This is a genomic window from Mycobacterium sp. NGS15 (assembly GCF_059813245.1).
Genome location: NZ_JCALEF010000002.1, coordinates 342,552 through 360,033 on the forward strand (window position 1 = coordinate 342,552; position 17,482 = coordinate 360,033).

Annotated in this window: 20 protein-coding genes and 1 tRNA gene; 9 read left to right on the top strand and 12 right to left on the bottom strand. The window is 65.0% G+C overall.

Going from position 1 to position 17,482, the window contains the following annotated elements:
* Positions 1-11 precede the first annotated feature (11 nt).
* Positions 12-836 carry a DNA-3-methyladenine glycosylase family protein gene (locus tag AC5Y5C_RS05955; RefSeq protein ID WP_499970001.1) on the bottom strand — a complete coding sequence of 275 codons (825 nt, stop codon included), beginning with the start codon at positions 834-836 and terminating at the stop codon, positions 12-14.
* A 38-nt stretch (positions 837-874) separates the two neighbouring features.
* Positions 875-1,477, bottom strand: a complete 603-nt coding sequence (locus tag AC5Y5C_RS05960; protein WP_499970003.1) for a hypothetical protein — start codon at positions 1,475-1,477, stop codon at positions 875-877.
* 261 nt (positions 1,478-1,738) lie between these two features.
* Between AC5Y5C_RS05960 and AC5Y5C_RS05965 the strand changes: the two genes are divergently transcribed.
* Both AC5Y5C_RS05965 and AC5Y5C_RS05970 read left to right on the top strand, forming a co-directional pair.
* Entirely contained in the window at positions 1,739-2,983 is a 1,245-nt protein-coding gene (locus tag AC5Y5C_RS05965; RefSeq protein ID WP_499970005.1) for an acyltransferase family protein, read from the top strand.
* Positions 2,984-3,054: 71 nt separating this feature from the next.
* Positions 3,055-3,759 carry an Rv0518 family GDSL lipase gene (locus tag AC5Y5C_RS05970; protein WP_499970007.1) on the top strand — a complete coding sequence of 235 codons (705 nt, stop codon included), beginning with the start codon at positions 3,055-3,057 and terminating at the stop codon, positions 3,757-3,759.
* Positions 3,760-3,940: 181 nt separating this feature from the next.
* Here the strand turns inward: AC5Y5C_RS05970 and AC5Y5C_RS05975 are convergent, their stop codons facing one another.
* From AC5Y5C_RS05975 to ponA2, 6 genes are all read right to left on the bottom strand, one after another.
* Positions 3,941-4,525 carry a hypothetical protein gene (locus AC5Y5C_RS05975; protein WP_499970009.1) on the bottom strand — a complete coding sequence of 195 codons (585 nt, stop codon included), beginning with the start codon at positions 4,523-4,525 and terminating at the stop codon, positions 3,941-3,943.
* A 69-nt stretch (positions 4,526-4,594) separates the two neighbouring features.
* The gene (locus tag AC5Y5C_RS05980; RefSeq protein ID WP_191986564.1) at positions 4,595-4,738 is read right to left on the bottom strand and encodes a hypothetical protein; all 144 of its coding nucleotides are present in this window, start codon (positions 4,736-4,738) and stop codon (positions 4,595-4,597) included.
* Positions 4,739-4,837: 99 nt separating this feature from the next.
* Positions 4,838-4,911, bottom strand: a tRNA-Pro gene (locus AC5Y5C_RS05985).
* Between the two features lie 101 nt (positions 4,912-5,012).
* Positions 5,013-6,083, bottom strand: a complete 1,071-nt coding sequence (gene cds1 / locus AC5Y5C_RS05990; RefSeq protein ID WP_499970011.1) for an L-cysteine desulfhydrase Cds1 — start codon at positions 6,081-6,083, stop codon at positions 5,013-5,015.
* A gap of 1 nt (position 6,084) precedes the next feature.
* Positions 6,085-7,047, bottom strand: coding sequence for a metallophosphoesterase (locus AC5Y5C_RS05995; RefSeq protein ID WP_499970013.1), 963 nt, complete (start codon positions 7,045-7,047; stop codon positions 6,085-6,087).
* Positions 7,048-7,133: 86 nt separating this feature from the next.
* Positions 7,134-9,554: a transglycosylase/D,D-transpeptidase PonA2 gene (gene ponA2 / locus AC5Y5C_RS06000; RefSeq protein ID WP_499970016.1), complete on the bottom strand. Its 2,421-nt coding sequence runs from the start codon at positions 9,552-9,554 to the stop codon at positions 7,134-7,136.
* A 261-nt stretch (positions 9,555-9,815) separates the two neighbouring features.
* On the opposite strand from ponA2, the gene AC5Y5C_RS06005 reads away from it, so the two are divergent.
* Positions 9,816-10,133, top strand: a complete 318-nt coding sequence (locus AC5Y5C_RS06005; protein ID WP_078311587.1) for a WhiB family transcriptional regulator — start codon at positions 9,816-9,818, stop codon at positions 10,131-10,133.
* 106 nt (positions 10,134-10,239) lie between these two features.
* Here AC5Y5C_RS06005 and bagB read toward each other — a convergent pair whose 3' ends face one another.
* Together bagB and bagA are read right to left on the bottom strand one after the other, a co-directional pair.
* A complete protein-coding gene (bagB, locus tag AC5Y5C_RS06010) occupies positions 10,240-11,361 on the bottom strand; it encodes an ATPase BagB (RefSeq protein WP_499970019.1) in 1,122 nt (373 codons plus the stop codon).
* Positions 11,358-12,353, bottom strand: coding sequence for an ATPase BagA (bagA, locus tag AC5Y5C_RS06015; protein ID WP_499970626.1), 996 nt, complete (start codon positions 12,351-12,353; stop codon positions 11,358-11,360). Before bagA ends, bagB begins: the two co-directional genes overlap by 4 nt.
* A gap of 115 nt (positions 12,354-12,468) precedes the next feature.
* Here bagA and sp36 point away from each other — a divergent pair, with 115 nt between their 5' ends.
* From sp36 to AC5Y5C_RS06035, 4 genes are read left to right on the top strand one after another with little or no spacing between them, the layout of a single operon-like run.
* A complete protein-coding gene (sp36, locus tag AC5Y5C_RS06020) occupies positions 12,469-12,630 on the top strand; it encodes a Sp36 family protein (protein ID WP_005063257.1) in 162 nt (53 codons plus the stop codon).
* A complete protein-coding gene (locus tag AC5Y5C_RS06025; protein WP_499970022.1) occupies positions 12,627-13,100 on the top strand; it encodes a RidA family protein in 474 nt (157 codons plus the stop codon). The genes sp36 and AC5Y5C_RS06025 overlap by 4 nt, the downstream gene beginning before the upstream one ends.
* Complete coding sequence (locus AC5Y5C_RS06030; RefSeq protein WP_499970024.1) at positions 13,100-13,885, top strand: MBL fold metallo-hydrolase; 786 nt, start codon at positions 13,100-13,102, stop codon at positions 13,883-13,885. The genes AC5Y5C_RS06025 and AC5Y5C_RS06030 overlap by 1 nt, the downstream gene beginning before the upstream one ends.
* A 14-nt stretch (positions 13,886-13,899) precedes the next feature.
* On the top strand, positions 13,900-14,745 hold the full coding sequence (locus AC5Y5C_RS06035) for an EamA family transporter (protein WP_499970025.1): 846 nt from the start codon (positions 13,900-13,902) through the stop codon (positions 14,743-14,745).
* 10 nt (positions 14,746-14,755) lie between these two features.
* Here the strand turns inward: AC5Y5C_RS06035 and crp are convergent, their stop codons facing one another.
* Both crp and AC5Y5C_RS06045 read right to left on the bottom strand, forming a co-directional pair.
* On the bottom strand, positions 14,756-15,430 hold the full coding sequence (crp, locus tag AC5Y5C_RS06040) for a cAMP-activated global transcriptional regulator CRP (protein ID WP_499970026.1): 675 nt from the start codon (positions 15,428-15,430) through the stop codon (positions 14,756-14,758).
* A 91-nt stretch (positions 15,431-15,521) separates the two neighbouring features.
* Positions 15,522-15,860: a hypothetical protein gene (locus tag AC5Y5C_RS06045; RefSeq protein WP_499970628.1), complete on the bottom strand. Its 339-nt coding sequence runs from the start codon at positions 15,858-15,860 to the stop codon at positions 15,522-15,524.
* Between the two features lie 283 nt (positions 15,861-16,143).
* Between AC5Y5C_RS06045 and nth the strand changes: the two genes are divergently transcribed.
* Positions 16,144-16,824, top strand: coding sequence for an endonuclease III (gene nth / locus AC5Y5C_RS06050; protein WP_499970630.1), 681 nt, complete (start codon positions 16,144-16,146; stop codon positions 16,822-16,824).
* Between the two features lies 1 nt (position 16,825).
* The gene (locus AC5Y5C_RS06055) at positions 16,826-17,479 is read left to right on the top strand and encodes a TlpA family protein disulfide reductase (protein ID WP_499970028.1); all 654 of its coding nucleotides are present in this window, start codon (positions 16,826-16,828) and stop codon (positions 17,477-17,479) included.
* Positions 17,480-17,482 lie beyond the last annotated feature (3 nt).

Below are 17,482 nucleotides of genomic sequence, written 5' to 3' on the forward strand. Positions count from 1 at the left end.
CTTGTCGGATCTCAGAAGTTACGGTAGTCGCGCACGGGCATTCGTGATCCGCGCCTCTCCGGCTTGGGTGCTACGAGCTCGATAAGTCGAATGACGCGATAGCGTTGCCCGGCATAGGGTTCCAGGAGTTCCAGCATGCCGGCGTCATCCGTTTTGTGGCCGGCGAGTGCGAAGCCCACCTGTCCGGCGATGTGATAGTCCCCGACAGGGACGGCGTCGGGATCGCCGAGCGCACGTGCTCGGATCTCAGCCTCGGTCCACGGCCCGACTCCATAGATCGAGGTCAGGTGCTCCGGTTTGGTTTCCACGTCGACGGTCGCGGCGATGCGGACGGTGCGCATGCGGACCGGTTCTGCACCGGACTTGTGCCACTCCCACGACGGGATGTCGAGCCATTTCCTTTGGGGCGGTGGGACCTTGGCGCCCTCCAAGTCGGTGCCGACATGATTGAGCAGATAGCGCCAGGCGCGCCAGGCCTCCGCGCCGGGCACCTTCTGTTCCAACACGGCGGGGACGAGGGCTTCCCAGACGCGATCGCTAGCACCGATACGGACGCCCCTCGCGCCCTGGACCAGGTGGGTGATGACGGCGTGTTTCGGTGTTAGTGCCTGGGGTTCGTCGTCGGCGCCCAGTAGGCGAGGAAGGCGATCGAGCAGCCACTCGGCGCCGTCACCATAGGCGCGGCCGACGACGGTCTTGTCTTCACGCGAGATCGTCAGCACGCCGGGGCCATCCGGGGTGTAGGAGCCCCGGGTGATGGATCCTCCGGGGGATACGCGATATGTCGGGTCGGTCGATCCGCGGCGGTGGATGCCGAGCGTGCGGCGAATATCCAACGGCCACGGTGGAACCCACTCGCGGGTGAGTGGCGCTGCTAGGCCCCCGGGCAGAACTTCCAGCCGCCCGTCTCCTTTTTGAACTCGATGTCGTGCTTGCCCTTGGCGTCGGTGATGTGAATGACGGCGGTGTCGCCATCGATCTCGAGGCCAGTGATTTTCGACGGTCCGTTATCGGCCTTGGTCAAGGCGTTGAGGTCGGGTGCCTGGCCGCTGCCCGCGATGTCTTTGAATGCCTCGCGGTACTTGGCACAGAAGAAAGTGAGCATCTTCTTGAAGTCGTTGGCCTTGGCGGCCTCGGCCATGCCGGAGATGGTCTGCTTGATCTGCTTGATGTCCTCGTCTTTGTTGGAGCCGGAGGAGCGAGGGGCATCGACGATCTGATCGCTGGCGGCGGTGGTCCGCTCGGTGCTGGAGTTGGTGGTGGTGAGGCCGAGCACCAGTAGTGCGATCAGGAAGATGCCGAGCGAGCCGCCGACGAGGGCCAGGGCCTTCTGCTGCGGAGACATCGGCGGCCGAGGCGGCTTCGGGGTGGGGAAGTACCCGCCGGGGGGCTGACCATACTGACCGGGCTGGGGGTATCCCGGGAACTGCGTCTGAGGCTGCTGGTACTGGCCGTGGGGGTACTGCGGTTGCGTCATCTGTGTGTCTGTCCTAGCGCTGCGGTCATGGCGTTCCCTGCCAGTGTGCCGGATGGGGGAAACAGAAGTGCGGGACCCGGTGTACTGCCTCTGCGAGATGAACCTCTGTGCCTCACACGCAGCATGTCCGAGATTCAGGCATTGGCAGGTTGCGCTGTTAGTCTCCGAAGAACGCCGGAATTGGGTCGCGGGGAGGCGTGCTCGACCGGTCGATCGCAAGGAAGCGCGAAAGAGCTGGTAACGAGCCTGACGGAGAGAGTTGTGCGCGGCGGAGAGATCAAGGCCCTCACGGGACTTCGCATCATCGCCGCGCTCTGGGTTGTGCTCTTTCATTTCCGGCCACTCCTGGAGGAAGCAGCCCCCGGATTCCGGTCCGCGCTGACCCCCATCCTCAACTGCGGCGCTCAGGGCGTCGACCTCTTCTTCATTCTCAGCGGATTCGTGCTGACCTGGAACTATCTGGATCGCATGGGCCATCACTGGTCCACCCGGGAGACACTGCACTTCCTGTGGCTGCGCCTGGCGCGGGTGTGGCCCGTCTATCTGGTCACCATGCATCTGGCCGCCCTGTGGGTCATCTTCACCATGCACGTCGGGCACGTACCCGAGCGCACCGACGGGTTCGACGCCATGAGCTATGTGCGCCAGCTTTTCATGGTGCAACTGTGGTTCCGTCCGTACTTCGACCTGTCCAGCTGGAACGGTCCGGCGTGGTCAATCAGCGCCGAATGGCTGGCCTACCTGCTCTTCGGCGGCCTGGTCCTCGTCGTTTTCCGGATGGCGCATGCGACCCGTGCCCGCAGCCTGATGGTTCTGGCCGTGGTGGCCTCCCTGCCGCCGGTCATCCTGCTGTTGCTGACCGGGCAGTTCTACACCCCGTGGAGCTGGTTGCCGCGCATCGTCATGCAGTTCACCGCGGGTGCGCTGGCCTGCGCGGCGGTGAGCCGCCTGCGGCTGACTCACCGTTCTCGCCATATCGCCGGCTACGTGGCGATCGCGATTATCGCGGCGATCGTGGGTGCGCTGTACCTCCTGGACGCTCATCCGATCTCGGGAGTGACCGATAGCAGCGGAGTGGTGGACGCTCTGTTCGTGCCGTTGGTGATGGCACTGGCGGTGGGCATCGGCCCGCTGCCGACATTGCTCTCGACACGCATCATGGTCTACGGCGGACAGATCTCGTTCGGGCTGTACATGGTGCACGAGCTCGTGCATGTCTCATGGACATGGGCGACCAAGCAATTCGAGCTCTCGTTGACGGACCCTGGCGGTGGCTGGATTGTGATCGGTCTGATTGCGCTCGCCGTGGTGCTGTCGATGGCGCTATATCACTGGGTGGAGGAACCCGGACGGCGGTGGATGCGCCGCATGATCGGCGTCACCAAGCCCGCCATCACCGACCATCATGCCCTGCACAACGGGCAGAAACACCGAGCGCCCGCGGACTTGACGGAGCCCGAGCGCAAGCCGGTTGCCGTCGGCTCGGTGGATGTAACGCGCCGTTAGTTTCAAACGAATAACGCTGTGCCGCAGTCGGGCTGAGGGCCCGTAAAATGCTGGGGACAGTGGAGGTAGCAGTGGTTCGTCTGGCGGCGTTCGTCATCGCATTCGCGTTCCTTATCGGTTTTCCCGTCGGCCAGGCTGCCGAGCGGCCCGCGCCCGTGCGCCCGTACCGACTGCTCAATTCCGGGTCCGGTCTGAACCACGTCGCGGTGGTCAGCGATTCGTATACGACCGGCACCAGGGAAGGCGGCCTGGGTGCCAAGTCGTGGACATCGCTGGCCTGGCGGATCCTGAGCCGTGAAGGCGTCCGGGTTACCGCCGACGTCGCGGCCGAAGGGCGTGCCGGATACGGCGTGCGCGGTGACCACGGCAGCGTCTTCGCCGACCTCACCGGTCGGGTGGTGCATCCCGACGACGAGCTCGTGGTGTTCTTCGGCTCGCGCAACGACCAGGGCGTCGATCCCGACGTGTACGCCGAGGTGACTCGCAACACGCTGGCGTCCGCGCGGCGCATGGCACCGGCGGCCAAGCTACTGGTGATCGGCCCACCCTGGCCGACGGCGGATGTCCCCGACGTGGTGTTGCAGCTGCGCGACATCCTGTACGGCCAAGCCCGCGCGATCGGCGCGTCCTGGATTGATCCGTTGGCCGAACGGTGGTTCGTCGGGCGCCCGGAGCTGATCGGCTCGGACGGCGTACACCCCAACGACGCCGGGCACGCCTACCTGGCCGACAAGATCGCGCCGCTTATCGGCACCCGGCTGACCCGTCGGCTCTAGTCGGCGATCACGCCCAGAGCGCCGCGAAATATCGGTAGCAGCTCCCCGAGATCGGTTATGGCACAAACGGATCCAGAGTGGGGCCCGGATGGGCGGTGTCACCGAATATTCAGTTCACGAATCAGGCCGCCTGCATCCCGAAGGACACAGGCGGCCTGATCTGTGATGGAGTTTTAGAGCGTCAGCGCATCAACGATGTCAGCAGTGGATTGCCCGAGGTCTCGGCGCGCTTCTCCGGATCGGTGCAGTCCTTCCACTTTCCGTTTTCCTGCACGAACTCACGCTGCTGGTTGGCGGTCACGTCGTGACCCTGCGCGGTCACCGCCGCAGTCGCCGTCGGCCCGGTCACGTTGATGTCCGAGACGTTGTAGGTGACGCCGGACAGCACTTCGCGAGCCGCGTTGCGGAACGAGGTCCGGTAGGCCTTCTCGTCGTTGTTCTGGATCGCGGTGGTCAGTGCCTGAGTGGTCGGACCGGAGACCCCGGCCGCCGAGGCGACCGCACCGATCATTCCGGGCCCGTATCCGGCCACTTCACCGATCGGGGGGATCTGGTCGTCGGCGGACTTCGAGGCAATCGTGCCGCGGTACTTGTCGCAGAAGAATGTCGACAGCGTGGCGTTGTCGAGCGACTTGATCGCGGAAGCCTCGCCGGAAATGATCTGCCGGATCTGCTGCTCATCGGCAGGTGCGGCGGCGGCCAGCGCCGGTCCGCTGAGTGCGGCTGCCAGTGCGATCACACCGGCACCCACAAGGCGATTCTTCATCTGAAAGCTCCCATCGTCGGGTTTTGTCAAACCTTACCGAATGAAATGTCGCGTGCCCGGGCTTAGCTGTTACCGGTACATCGCGACCAGGAGCACCAGCCCTGCCAGCACGCCGATCAGCATCACGGCCTTGCGCAGCTTCCACACGAGAAGCAGGGCGATGGCGATGGCCGCAAGGGCGACAGGATTCGACGCGAGTTCAGAGACGGCCATGCGTCCACCATGTCACGGTGCCGGGGCAACGGGGCGCTTCGCCATGCGCATGAAAAGGGCCCTGACCGGGGATTCCTGGTCAGGGCCTTACTTCTAGCGTCGGGGTGGCGGGATTCGAACCCACGACCTCTTCGTCCCGAACGAAGCGCGCTACCAAGCTGCGCCACACCCCGCTTTGAAGCCACGCAAGGGTATCGCATCGAGGGCTTCGGTCGCGAATGCGTTGAGCCGCGGGCCTAAAAATCAGGCCTGACGTGCCCTTACGCCGTGAGGTCTAGCCCCAGTGGCCGGTGTCCTCGAACTCGGCCAGCCGCAGTGACGGCCCCTGCAGGTCGAATCCCTGCTCGGCGATCCACGCGTCGTCGAAATAGGTGTCGGCATAGCGGTCACCGGAGTCGGCCAGCAGCGTCACCACCGACCCGCTGACGCCCGTGGCGGCCATCTCGGAGATGAGCCGGAACGCGCCACATAGGTTGGTTCCCGTCGACGCGCCCACCCGACGACCCAGCACGGCGCTGGCATGCCGGGTAAGCGCCACCGACTCGGCATCCGGTATCTGCTCCATGCGATCCACCACCGTCGGTAAGAACGACGGCTCCACGCGGGGACGTCCGATGCCCTCGATGCGCGACGAAATCCCGGTCACCACCTCATGTCCCGCGATGTATGACGGGTAGAAAGCCGAGTTGTCGGGGTCGACCACGCATAGTTGGGTGAGGTAGCGCCGATACCGGATGTAACGCCCGATGGTCGCGCTGGTGCCGCCGGTGCCCGCGCCGACCACGATCCACGTTGGCAGCGGGTGCTTTTCGTGGTGCATCTGGTTGAAGATCGATTCGGCGATGTTGTTGTTGCCGCGCCAGTCGGTCGCGCGTTCGGCGTTGGTGAACTGGTCCAGATAGTGTCCGCCGGTCTTGTCGGCGAGCCGCTGCGCCTCGGCGTACACCTGCTGTGCTTGATCGACGTAATGGCAACTGCCGCCCTGTGATTCGATCAAGGCGATCTTGCTGGGGCTCGTCGAGGCCGTCATCACGGCGATAAACGGTAGCCCCAGTAGTTGTGCGAAGTAGGCCTCGGAAACCGCGGTCGACCCGGAGGAGGCCTCCACGATTGTGGTGTCTTCCCCGATGAACCCGTTGCACAGGCCATACAGGAAAAGTGAACGCGCCAAACGATGTTTGAGGCTCCCGGTGATGTGGGTGGACTCATCCTTGAGATACAGCTGTACATCCACGGCGTCGGCCCATGCCGCAGGCAACGGATATCGCAGCAGATGGGTGTCGGCGCTACGGCGGGCATCCGCCTCGATCAACCGGACCGCGTTATCGGCCCACGCGCGGCTCACGTCACTGCGCGGTGGCACTGGGGAGGCGGTCGCCGGATTCGGCGCCGGCCCCTTGACCGCGGACGCGCGCGGGCACCAGGGTCAGCAGCGTCGCCTCCGGGCGGCAGAAGAACCGCATCGGCGCGAACGGTGATGTCCCGATACCCGCCGACACGTGCAGCTGCATGTGCGAACCCCACTGTGACGGGCCCTTCACTCGGGAACGGTCTAGCTCGCAGTTGGTGACGATCGCCCCGTAGAACGGCAGGCACAGCTGCCCGCCATGGGTGTGACCGGCCATCACCAACTGGTAGCCGTCCTCGGCGAAGCGGTCCAGCACCCGAGGCTCCGGCGAATGGGTCAGCCCCAGTCGCAGCGTGGCCAGCGGATTCGGCATTCCGGCGATGGTGTCGTAGCGGTCCCGATGCAGATGCGGATCGTCCACCCCGGCCGCCGCGATCCGCACCCCGGCGACTTCCAGCTCGTGGCGGGTGTGGGTCATATCGTGCCAGCCGCGCTCGGTGAACGCGGCGCGCAGATCCTGCCATGGCAGCGGTTCACCGTGCTTGCGCTCGTCGCTCTTGTACAGATACTTAGCGGGGTTTTTCAGTCGCGGACCGAAGTAGTCGTTGCTTCCGAAGACGAAAAGCCCTGGGATCGAGAGCAAATCGCCGAGTGCCTGGACAACCGAGGACACCGCCTTGGGATGGGCCAGGTTGTCGCCGGTATTGATCACCAAGTCCGGCTGCCACTGTGCCAGCTCACGCAACCAGGCCTGTTTGAGGCGCTGACCGGGCCGCATGTGGATGTCGCTGATGTGCAGCACGCGCAGCGGAGAGGCGCCGGGATCGAGTACATCCATCGTCGCTTCACGGATGGTGAACGCGTTGCGTTCGATGACCGACGCGTACCCGATGCCCAGCGCGGCCGAACCGGCGGAGTAGGCGGCGGCCCGCTTGATAACCGTGTTGAACGACGTGTTCATCATCCGAGAGTAACTCCGAAAGCTGAGCGACCCCTGATCACCTGCGCGAAACGTGGCGAATTTCTCGTCAACGACCGAGAGCTAGATCACGGGGGCGGCGCCAGCACCGGCACGGTGATCGGCGGCAGGCCGGGGATATTCACGATCGTGGTGGTCATCTCGCCCGGCGGGCCGCCCAGGCCCGGAATGACGATAGGCGGCGGGGCAGGCGGGATGCCGTTACTCAGCATGATGGTGACGAGAGAGCCGGGGATGGTGGTTCCGGACGGGCTGGTTCCGACGACCTCGTTGAACGGTGCGGTGCTGTTCACCACGCTGGCCTGGTCGGCCACCCTGAATCCGGCCTTCTTGAGGACGTCACGTGCCTCGGATTCGCGCAGCCCGTTGATGCTGGGCACCTTGGAGCCCGGGCCTCCTTCGACATACCGCGGTTCAGTGGGCGGCAGCGCGGTAGGGCCGTAGTTCTCGGCAATCGGTTTCATGGCCTCGAACCAGGCCCGCGCGGGCTCATTGCCGCCGTAAAGGTTTCCGTCGCCGCACTTGCGCAGCGGGAACGAGCACAGATCGCCGGGGGTCGTCGAATCGTCGAAGATGTAGCTCGCCCCGGCCACGTTGTTGGTGAATCCCAGGAATGCCGAAGACCGATGTGCCTCAGTGGTTCCCGTCTTACTGGACAACGGCAGGCCCCAACCGACCGAACCCGCCGAACCTGCGGCGGTGCCGCCGGGCTGGTCGTCCTTGCTCAGGGCGTTGGCGAGGGTATTGGCGAGCCCGGTGGGTACCGCCTGCTCGCAGGCCTCGACCGTCGTCGGTACCTCTTTGCCGTGGCGGTCGAAGACCTTGTCGATGGGATTGGGCGGGCACCACTTGCCGCCTGAAGCCAAAGTGGCCGCCACATTGGATAATTCGAGAGCATTGACCTGGATGGGACCCAGTGTGAAGGAGCCCAGGTTGTATTTTTTGATGTAGTCCGCCAGGCTCTCGTCGCCCTCGGGGTCATAGGGCTTGGCGGTGCCCGCCTGCGCGTAGGAACGCATGCCCAACCTGACGGCCATATCGACCGCCTTGGACACGCCGATCGACTGAATCAGCTTGGCGAACGCGGTGTTCGGCGAGGTCGCCAGGGCATCGGTCACGCTCATTTGCCCGCGGTAGTTACCGACGTTCTTGACGCACCAATTGTCCTTGGGGCAGCCCTTGGTGCCATCGCTGCTGCCGAGGCCCTTGGCCGCGAAGGTGGGTGGCACGTCGAGCACGGTGTTGATCCCCATGCCCATATCCATGGCCGCGGCGACCGTGAAAATCTTGAAGATCGATCCGGCGCCGTCGCCGACGAGCGAGAACGGCTGCGGCTGCATGGTCTCGTTGGTCGCGCCATCCAGACCGTAGGTACGGCTGGAGGCCATGGCCAGGATGGGGTGGGCGGTCTGCCCGGGTTTGATGACGCTCATGACGTCGGCGACGCCGTTGAGCCCGGGGTCGGCGACGTGGGAGACGGCCTGCTTCACCGAGTTCTGGACATCGGGATCCAGGGTGGTGCGGATGAGATACCCGCCCTTCATCACCTGGTCCTTGCTGATCCCGGACTTGGTCAGGTAGTCGAGCACGTAATCGCAGAAGAAAGCGCGGTCGCCGGCGGCGATGCAGCCGCGCGGCAGCTCGTTGGGCTGGGGCAGCACACCGAGGGGCTGGGCCCTGGCGGCCAGTAGTTCACTCTTCTTCTCTGGGGCGTTGGCGATCATCGTGTCCAGCACCAGGTTGCGGCGCGCCAGCGCGCGTTCGGGGTTGACGTACGGATTCAGTCCGGAGGTGGACTGCACCATCCCCGCCAACAGCGCCGCCTGCTGCCAGTTCAGGTCCTTGGCGTCGACCCCGAAGTAGGTCTGTGCGGCATCTTGCACACCGAAGGAGTTGTTACCGAAGGACACCAGGTTCAGGTACCGGGTCAGGATCTCCTGCTTGGTGAAGGTGCGGTCCAGCCGCAGCGCCATCCGGATCTCGCGCAGCTTGCGCGCGGGGGTGGTCTCGATGGCGGCCTTACGTTCGGCGTCGGTCTTGGCCACCACCAGCAGTTGGTAGTTCTTCACATATTGCTGCTCGATCGTCGAACCACCGCGGGTGTCCTCGTCGCCCGAGGCGTACCCGGCCAGGCCGCCCAGCGTGCCCTTCCAGTCGACACCGTTATGCGAGGTGAACCTCTTGTCCTCAATGGATAACAGGGCCAGCTTGATGGTGTCGGCGATCTGGTCGGCGGGCACCTCGAAACGCCGCTGTGTGTAGAGGTAGGCAATCTTGTTGCCCTTGGCGTCTTCCACCGTGGTGACCGCGGGCACTTCACCCTCGAGCAGCTGCGTGGAACCGTTGGCCACGACATCGGATGCCCGATTGGATGCCAGCCCGAATCCGCCCGCGAAGGGGAACATCAGTCCGGCCAAGATCACCGCCGCGATAAGCCCGCAGCCCGCGAGCTTCGCGAGGGTCACCGTCTCGGGCGGGCGTTCTGACATACGCACAGGGTACGTGGCGTGCCCAGGGGTGTCTGCGGGTAGTTGATCGGTAACGCGGGGCCCCGAAAAGGCGATGAAAAGACGTTGTCGGCACAACCGTCCCAAAAAATTCGGATCAGGTGTTGCGTTGGAGATCCCTGACCACTAACTTGATCTCACGGTGTGATTCAAGTTACACACCGAGCGGACTGTGGCCCACGCCTCTTGTAGGCCGCTAGTGACAGACAGAAGGGATAGCCAGTGTCAGCTTCACGGCCAGCCATGAGTGCTTTACATACAGTGGGATCGATCGATGGTGGAGAAGCACGCATTGCCTGGGTCTCACAGGCCAGATGCAGACAAGGCGATCCTGACGAGTTGTTCGTCCGCGGAGCGGCACAGCGTAAGGCCGCAGTCATCTGCCGGCACTGCCCGGTGATGATGGAATGTGGTGCCGACGCTCTGGATAACCGGGTGGAATTCGGCGTGTGGGGTGGACTGACCGAACGGCAGCGCCGCGCGATGCTCAAGGCGCACCCCGAGGTGGAGTCCTGGGCGGACTTCTTCGCCGCGCAGCGCAAGCACAAGAGCGCCGTCTAACGCAGCGCGGTTAAACGCAGCGCCGTCTAATACCTAGCGCCGAGCGCGCGCTCAGGCACACCGATCCGTGAGGATTGGAGTACTTGAGTGCGCGCTCGTTGCGTTTCTAGGAAGCGACGCCGGTGATCTGATCGGCGATGGCGCGCAGCGCATCCACGTCAGAGACATCGAACGGGAGTGAAGGCACCCCGACGATCGGGACCGTGGGGTTGGCGCCGGTGAACCGTGACAGCAGCCGGATCTCCCGCTTGGCGGTCGCGGCGCGCTCGGCGTGAACCCGTAACATCGCCCCGGGCAGGCTGTATTCGCCCGATTCCTCGAGATTGTCCGCGACATCGATGGCGCGTTCGACGGTCAGGCTCGATAGCGTGGGGTGGGTGCGGTTAAGGATGAGCCCCGCCAGCGGCATGCCCTCCTGGCTCAGCCGCTCAACGAAGAACGTGGCCTCACGCAGTGCATCGGGTTCGGCGGCCGACACCACAACGAACTGGGTGCTGCGCCGGCGCAGCAGCTCGTAGGTGCGGTCGGCCTTCTCGCGGAATCCTCCGAACGTGGAGTCCAGTGATTGCACGAACATTGAAGCGTCGGAGAGCAATTGCGATCCGAGCACCGTCGACAGCGCCTTCATCGCCAGCCCGACGGCTCCGGTGACGATCCGCCCCAGGCCGCGGCTGGAGCCCAGCAGCATCTTCCAGAGGCGTCCATCCATGAAGCTGCCCAACCGCTTTGGCGCGTCTAGGAAGTCAAGGGCATTGCGGGACGGAGGAGTGTCCACGACGATCAGGTCCCATTTGTCTTCATGGAGAAGCTGCCCCAGTTTCTCCATGGCCATGTATTCCTGCGTGCCCGACATGGACGTGGCGACGGTCTGATAGAACTTGTTGTCCAGGATCGATTGTGCGCGATCGGATCCCGCGTGCTGGACCACCAGCTCGTCGAAGGTGCGCCGCATATCGAGCATCATCGCGTACAGCTCACCTTTGACGCCCTCGACGTGCACCTGTTGCGGCGTGTTGCCCAGCGCTTCGATACCCAGTGACTGCGCCAGCCGGCGTGCCGGGTCGATGGTGAGCACCACGACGGTGCGGCCGTACTCGGCGGCGCGTAGCGCGACTGCCGCGGCGGTGGTGGTCTTGCCGACACCGCCTGCGCCACAACAGACCACGACGCGGTTCTTGCGATCTTCGAGGATGGCCGCCATGTCCAAGACGGCAGGTGTGTTGCTCATCGGACTCCCTGCTCGGCCAGGCTCTCGGCCAGTTCGTAGAGGCTACCCAGGTCGACGCCGTCGGCCAGGGTGGGTAATTCCAGTCGAGGTATCTGCAGCTCGCCGAGCAGCTCTTCACTCTCGGCGCGCGCACGCATCCGTGTCGCATGCTCGATCGTCTCGGTGAGCAGACCGGCGAAGTCCGCGTCGGACAGAGTTACGTTGTTATCGGTCAACGCCTTACGCACCGCGTCGGCATCGACGACGCCCTCGGCCGCCTTGTCCAGATCCGCAGGCGACAGGTGCGGCACCACGGTTCGGTTGACGATGACGCTGCCGATCGGCAGCCCCATCCCGCTCAGTTCGGCGATGGCCTCGGCGGTTTCCTGCATGGGCAGCGCCTCAAGCAGGGTCACCAGGTGGATCGCCGTCTGATCCGAGTGCAGCAGCCTGCGCACTCCCTCGGACTGAGAGTGGATGGGGCCGCCCTTGGCGATATCGGATAGTGCCGACGTCACGTCGAGGAAGCGGGCGATGCGGCCGGTGGGCGGCGCATCGACCACGACGGCGTCGTACACATGCCGTCCTGACTTGTCGACGCGGACGATGCACTCCTTGATCTTTCCGGTCAGGATGACGTCTCGCAGACCCGGCGCGATGGTGGTGGCGAACTCAATGGCTCCGATCCGCTTCATCGCACGCCCGGCCAGACCGAGGTTGTAGAACATCTCGAGGTACTCCATGAACGCCGTCTCGATCTCGACGGCGAGGGCGTTCACCGCTCCGCCGCCCTCGGCGGTGGCGATCTTGAGTTCCTTGGGAGCCAGCGGAGGCACGTCGAAAAGCTGGGCGATGCCCTGCCTGTTTTCGACCTCGACCAGCAGTACCTTGCGGCCACCCGCGGCGAGTGCGAGGGCCAGGGCCGCGGCGATGGTGGACTTTCCAGTCCCACCCTTGCCTGTCACAAAGTGCAGTCGTGCATTCGCGACTCGTGCGGGCCAGGCATCTGACAAGGGCCCCGCCGCCGCATCGCTGGGGGAGTCAGGGGAAGTGTTCACCACGCACGCATGCTAACCGTCCATCATCGAGCCGATGTCAGAACGTCTGTGCTTGTCTAGGGTTGCGTGTATGACCGAACGCACCGCATGGGAGTACGCCACCGTCCCGCTGTTGACACATGCCACCAAGCAGATCCTGGACCAGTGGGGAAGTGACGGCTGGGAGCTGGTGAGCGTGCTACCCGGGCCCACCGGTGAACAGCACGTCGCCTACCTGAAGAGGTCGAAATGAGCACGCATAGTGCCCGGCTCGCCGAGCTCGGAATCGCACTGCCCGCCGTCGCGGCGCCCCTGGCCGCGTATCAGCCCGCGGTGCGCAGCGGCAACCACGTCTACACCTCCGGGCAGCTGCCCATCGTCGACGGCAACCTGGTTACCGCCGGCAAGGTTGGGGCCGAGGTCACGCCGGAGGATGCCAAGGCACTGGCCCGTATCTGCGCCCTCAATGCGGTCGCCGCGGTAGACGCACTCGTCGGGATCAACAATGTCGTGAAGGTGGTCAAGGTCGTCGGATTCGTCGCCTCGGCACCGGGGTTCACCGGCCAGCCCGGCGTGGTGAACGGGGCATCGGAGCTGCTGGGCGACGTATTTGGGGATGCCGGTGTGCACGCGCGCTCGGCCGTGGGCGTTGCGGAGCTGCCGATCAACGCCCCGGTGGAGGTGGAGATCGTGGTGGAGGTCAGAGCGGAAGTCTCCGCCTGATGCCCCATCCCGCCTACGGGCAACTGCGTCCGGTCACCGAGACCGCTTCGGTGCTGCTGGCCAACAACCCGGGAATGATGACGCTGGAAGGCACCAACACCTGGGTGCTGCGGGCGCCTGGCAGCGACGAGGTCGTCATCGTCGACCCCGGTCCGGGTGTCGCCACCGGTGACCCCGATGTGCATGTCGAGGAGCTGGCGAAGATCGGCAAGGTGGCCCTGGTTTTGGTGAGCCATCGGCATTTCGACCACACGGGTGGTGTCGACCGTCTGGTCGAGCTGACCGGTGCGCCGGTGCGCGCCGCGGACCCGGCGTGGCTGCGCGGCGATTCGGTCGCGCTGACCGACGGCGAGCGCGTCGACGTCGCGGGGTTGTCGATCGCTGTGCTCGCGACGCCTGGGCACAGCGATGATTCGGTGTCCTTCGTTCTCGAGGACGCGGTACTGACCGCCGACACCATCCTCGGACGGGGTACGACGGTCATCGCGCAGGACGGCGGAGGCTTGGGCGACTACCTGGAATCGCTGAAACGGCTACAGGGACTGGGTAAGCGGACGGTGCTGCCCGGCCACGGCCCCGAGCGGGGCGACCTGGCGGCGGTCTCGGCGGAGTACCTGGCGCACCGCGAGCAGCGTCTTGATCAGGTGCGCGGGGCGCTATCCGCGTTGGGTGAGGACGCCTCGGCGCGGCAGGTTGTCGAATTCGTGTACACCGATGTGGACCAGGCGCTATGGGGCGCCGCCGAATGGTCGGTGCAGGCGCAGCTGGACTACCTGCGTTCCTAACCAATGAATTACCTATGAATTCGATTCCCCTGGCCCTCACGGGATCGCTCAGCTGGGGTATCAGTGACTTCATCGGCGGGCATGCGAGCAAGCGTCGTTCCACGCTTGCCGTCCTCGCGCTGAGCCGGCCCGTCGGGCTGGCCGTGGTGGGGCTGGTGGCGCTGGTGACGTCGTCATCGCATTTTGATGCCCGCACACTGCTTGGAATGCTTTCCGGCCCCGCGGCTTTCACGGCTCTCTACGCGTTGTATCGCGCGCTTGCCATTGGGCCGATGGGTGTCGTCTCGCCCATCGCAGCGGTGGGCGCGGTGGTACCGGTCATCTGGGGTGCCATGATCGGACAATCACTTTCGGGACTGACATATCTGGGACTGGCAGGCACACTCGTCGGCGTCATGTTGTCCTCGGCTTCACAAGGGCTTGACGGACGGCGTCCCGGGCGGCAGGTGCTCGTGTGGTCGTTCTTTTGCATGGTGATGTTCGGGGTCTGCATGATCCTGCTCGCCGAGGCAGGCCGGTACCACCCCGTGGAGGCGGTGGTGGTTTCTCGCGCCACCGAGGTGGCGCTGATCCTCGTGCTCGGGGCCTTCAGCTGGAAGAGCCTGCGGGAGAACATGCGCCCGCCGTTCGGGGCGGTGCCCTTCGCAGGGGTGCTCGACACCTCGGCGATCCTGCTTTTCACCTACGCCTCGGCGCGCGGCAGCCTCGGCGTCGCGGCGGTGCTGTCCTCGCTGTACCCGGTGGTGACGGTGCTCATCGCGCGACTGGTACTCCATGAGCGGCTGAGCCGGATTCAACAAGCCGGAGCGGTGCTGACGCTGGCGTGCGTCGCGGTGGTGGCGTTCAGTGCATCACGCTGATGCACGAGTGCTAACGCGCGCGGCGAGCCAGACGCTCCGAGTCGGAGATCAGAACGCTCTTGCCCTCCAGCCGGATCCAGCCGCGGTGCGCGAAATCGGCCAGCGCCTTGTTCACGGTCTCGCGTGACGCGCCCACCAGCTGAGCGATCTCCTCTTGGGTCAGGTCGTGCGTCACGCGCAGCGCACCGCCCTCCTGGGTGCCGAACCGCTGGGCCAGCTGCAGCAGCTGCTTGGCCACGCGGCCGGGCACGTCGGTGAAGATCAAATCGGCGAGATTGTTGTTGGTGCGGCGCAGGCGGCGAGCCAACACCCGCAGCAGCTGCTCGGCGATCTCCGGACGGTCGGCGATCCAGGCGCGCAGTGCGTCCCGGTCCATCGACACCGCGCGCACCTCGGTGATGGTGGTGGCGCTGGACGTCCGGGGTCCGGGGTCGAAGATCGACAGCTCACCGAACATGTCCGACGGTCCCATGATCGTCAGTAGGTTCTCACGGCCGTCGGGTGATCGTCGGCCGATCTTCACCTTGCCGGTCATGATGATGTACAGACGGTCGCCAGGCTCGCCCTCGGCGAACACCGTGTGCCCGCGCGGAAAGTCAACCGGCTGCAGCTGCTTCGTCAGCGCCGAGATGGCACTCGGTTCGACACCCTGGAAGATTCCGGCCCTGGCCAGGATCTCGTCCACGTTTGCCCCTTACCCAAATTCGTTGGTCATGCTTGCGCTGGCCTGCTCGACATGAGTCTAAAGGCCAAGTCGCTAAAGAACGTGATCCAAGCTACACCGCTGCCCCACCGGCACGCAGTGAATCCACCACCGAATGCCGTGAGCGCATGGAGGGCACACCCTCGTCACGCAGGCGATTCATGGACGAACCGTTGATTCGTGGCTGGTTGTAGCCGTTTGTCGTGGCCTCGTACACCGCCTCCAACGACGGCTCGATGCGTTGCAGCTGACGCCGGTGCAAACCCTCGATGGCCGACGGCATGCCGTCGCGCGCGAGCCGATTCATATCCGATGGACTCGCTTGGTCCAGAAAATCGGCGACCTCACTCGGTTGCAAGGTATGCCGCATCAACCCGGCTTCCAGCCTTCCCAGCCCAAGGCTGGCAAGCATGAGAAGTCCGGGTACCAACAAACCGAATAGGCCCGACACGGGTTGAAGTAAACACGTCCAAGATCTCGGCGAGGTCACGAAAAACAACCGGTTTGTCCTGCGCAGGGATGCAATCGGCGGACGTGCTCACCCGTGCCGTGTCTCAGGCCCCCGCTACCCTGGGCTTGTGTCTGTGACCGGATCGGCCTCTAAGCCCAGAGCGAAATCGACGGCGAAGACGCCGGCCCCGGTCCGAACCTGGAAGCCCGAGACGCACGCGGGACTGGTCCGTCGGGCGCGCCGGATGAACCGCACTCTGGCGCAAGCATTTCCACACGTCTACTGCGAACTCGATTTCACCACGCCGCTGGAACTGGTGGTCGCCACCATCTTGTCGGCGCAGTGCACCGATGTCCGGGTCAACATGGTGACTCCCGCGTTGTTCGCCAAATACCGCAGCGCGGAGGACTACGCCGGGGCCAACCGGGCCGAACTCGAAGAAATGATCCGCACCACCGGCTTCTACCGAAACAAGGCGAACTCGATCATCGGGCTGGGCACCCAGTTGGTGGAGCGATACGGCGGCGAGGTGCCGCCGCGTCTGAAGGACTTGGTCACCCTGCCCGGCATTGGGCGCAAGACCGCAAACGTTGTTCTGGGCAACGCCTTTGACATCCCGGGCATCACCGTCGACACGCATTTCGGGCGACTGGTACGGCGTTGGGGATGGACCGAGGAAGAAGACCCGGTCAAGGTCGAGCACATCGTCGGCGAGCTGATCGAGCGCAAGGAATGGACCCTGCTCAGTCACCGGGTGATCTTCCACGGTCGACGCGTATGCCATGCGCGCAAGCCCGCCTGCGGGGTGTGCGTGCTGGCTAAGGACTGTCCGTCGTACGGGCTGGGCCCGACAGCTCCCGAACTGGCGGCACCGCTGGTGAAGGGGCCGGAAACCGAGCACTTGCTGGCCCTGGCCGGGTTGTGACGTGGCTCGGCTCAGCACCGGGGCACGGTGGACGATCGTCGGCGTGGTGCTGGTCGCCGCACTGATCACCGTCATGTTGTCGCAACAACGCGATCAGCGGCTGCCGGGGCCGCGGGGGCAGGATCCTGTCGCCGCGCGGGAACGCCGAGACGCCGACACCCCAGCAGCCCTCGCGGAGCTGCGTCGCCAGGCGCAACTGCCCCCATGCCCGACCGCGGGCAGCGGCCCGGGCATGCCGGAACTTGCCGGGATAACGCTGGAGTGCAGTGGTGCCGGGGTGCCGGTCGGCGCCGTGCTCGCCGGGCGTCAGGTAGTGCTGAACCTGTGGGCCTACTGGTGCGGTCCGTGCGCCGATGAGCTGCCGGCGATGGCCGAGGTGCAGCGCCGCGCGGGCGACAGGCTGACCGTTGTCACGGTGCACCAAGACGAGAATGAGGCGGCCGGGCTGGCCAAGCTCGCCGAGCTTCATGTCCGGTTGCCGATGATCCAGGATGGCGCCCGCCGTATCGCAGCCGCGCTCAAGTCACCGAATGTCATGCCCACCACGATTTTGATCCGCGCGGACGGTAGCGTTGCCCGAGTGCTACCGCGTTCGTTCACTTCGGCGGATGAGATCGGTGCCGAGGTGGAGCAAGCGTTGGGAGTGAGGTTCTAGGTC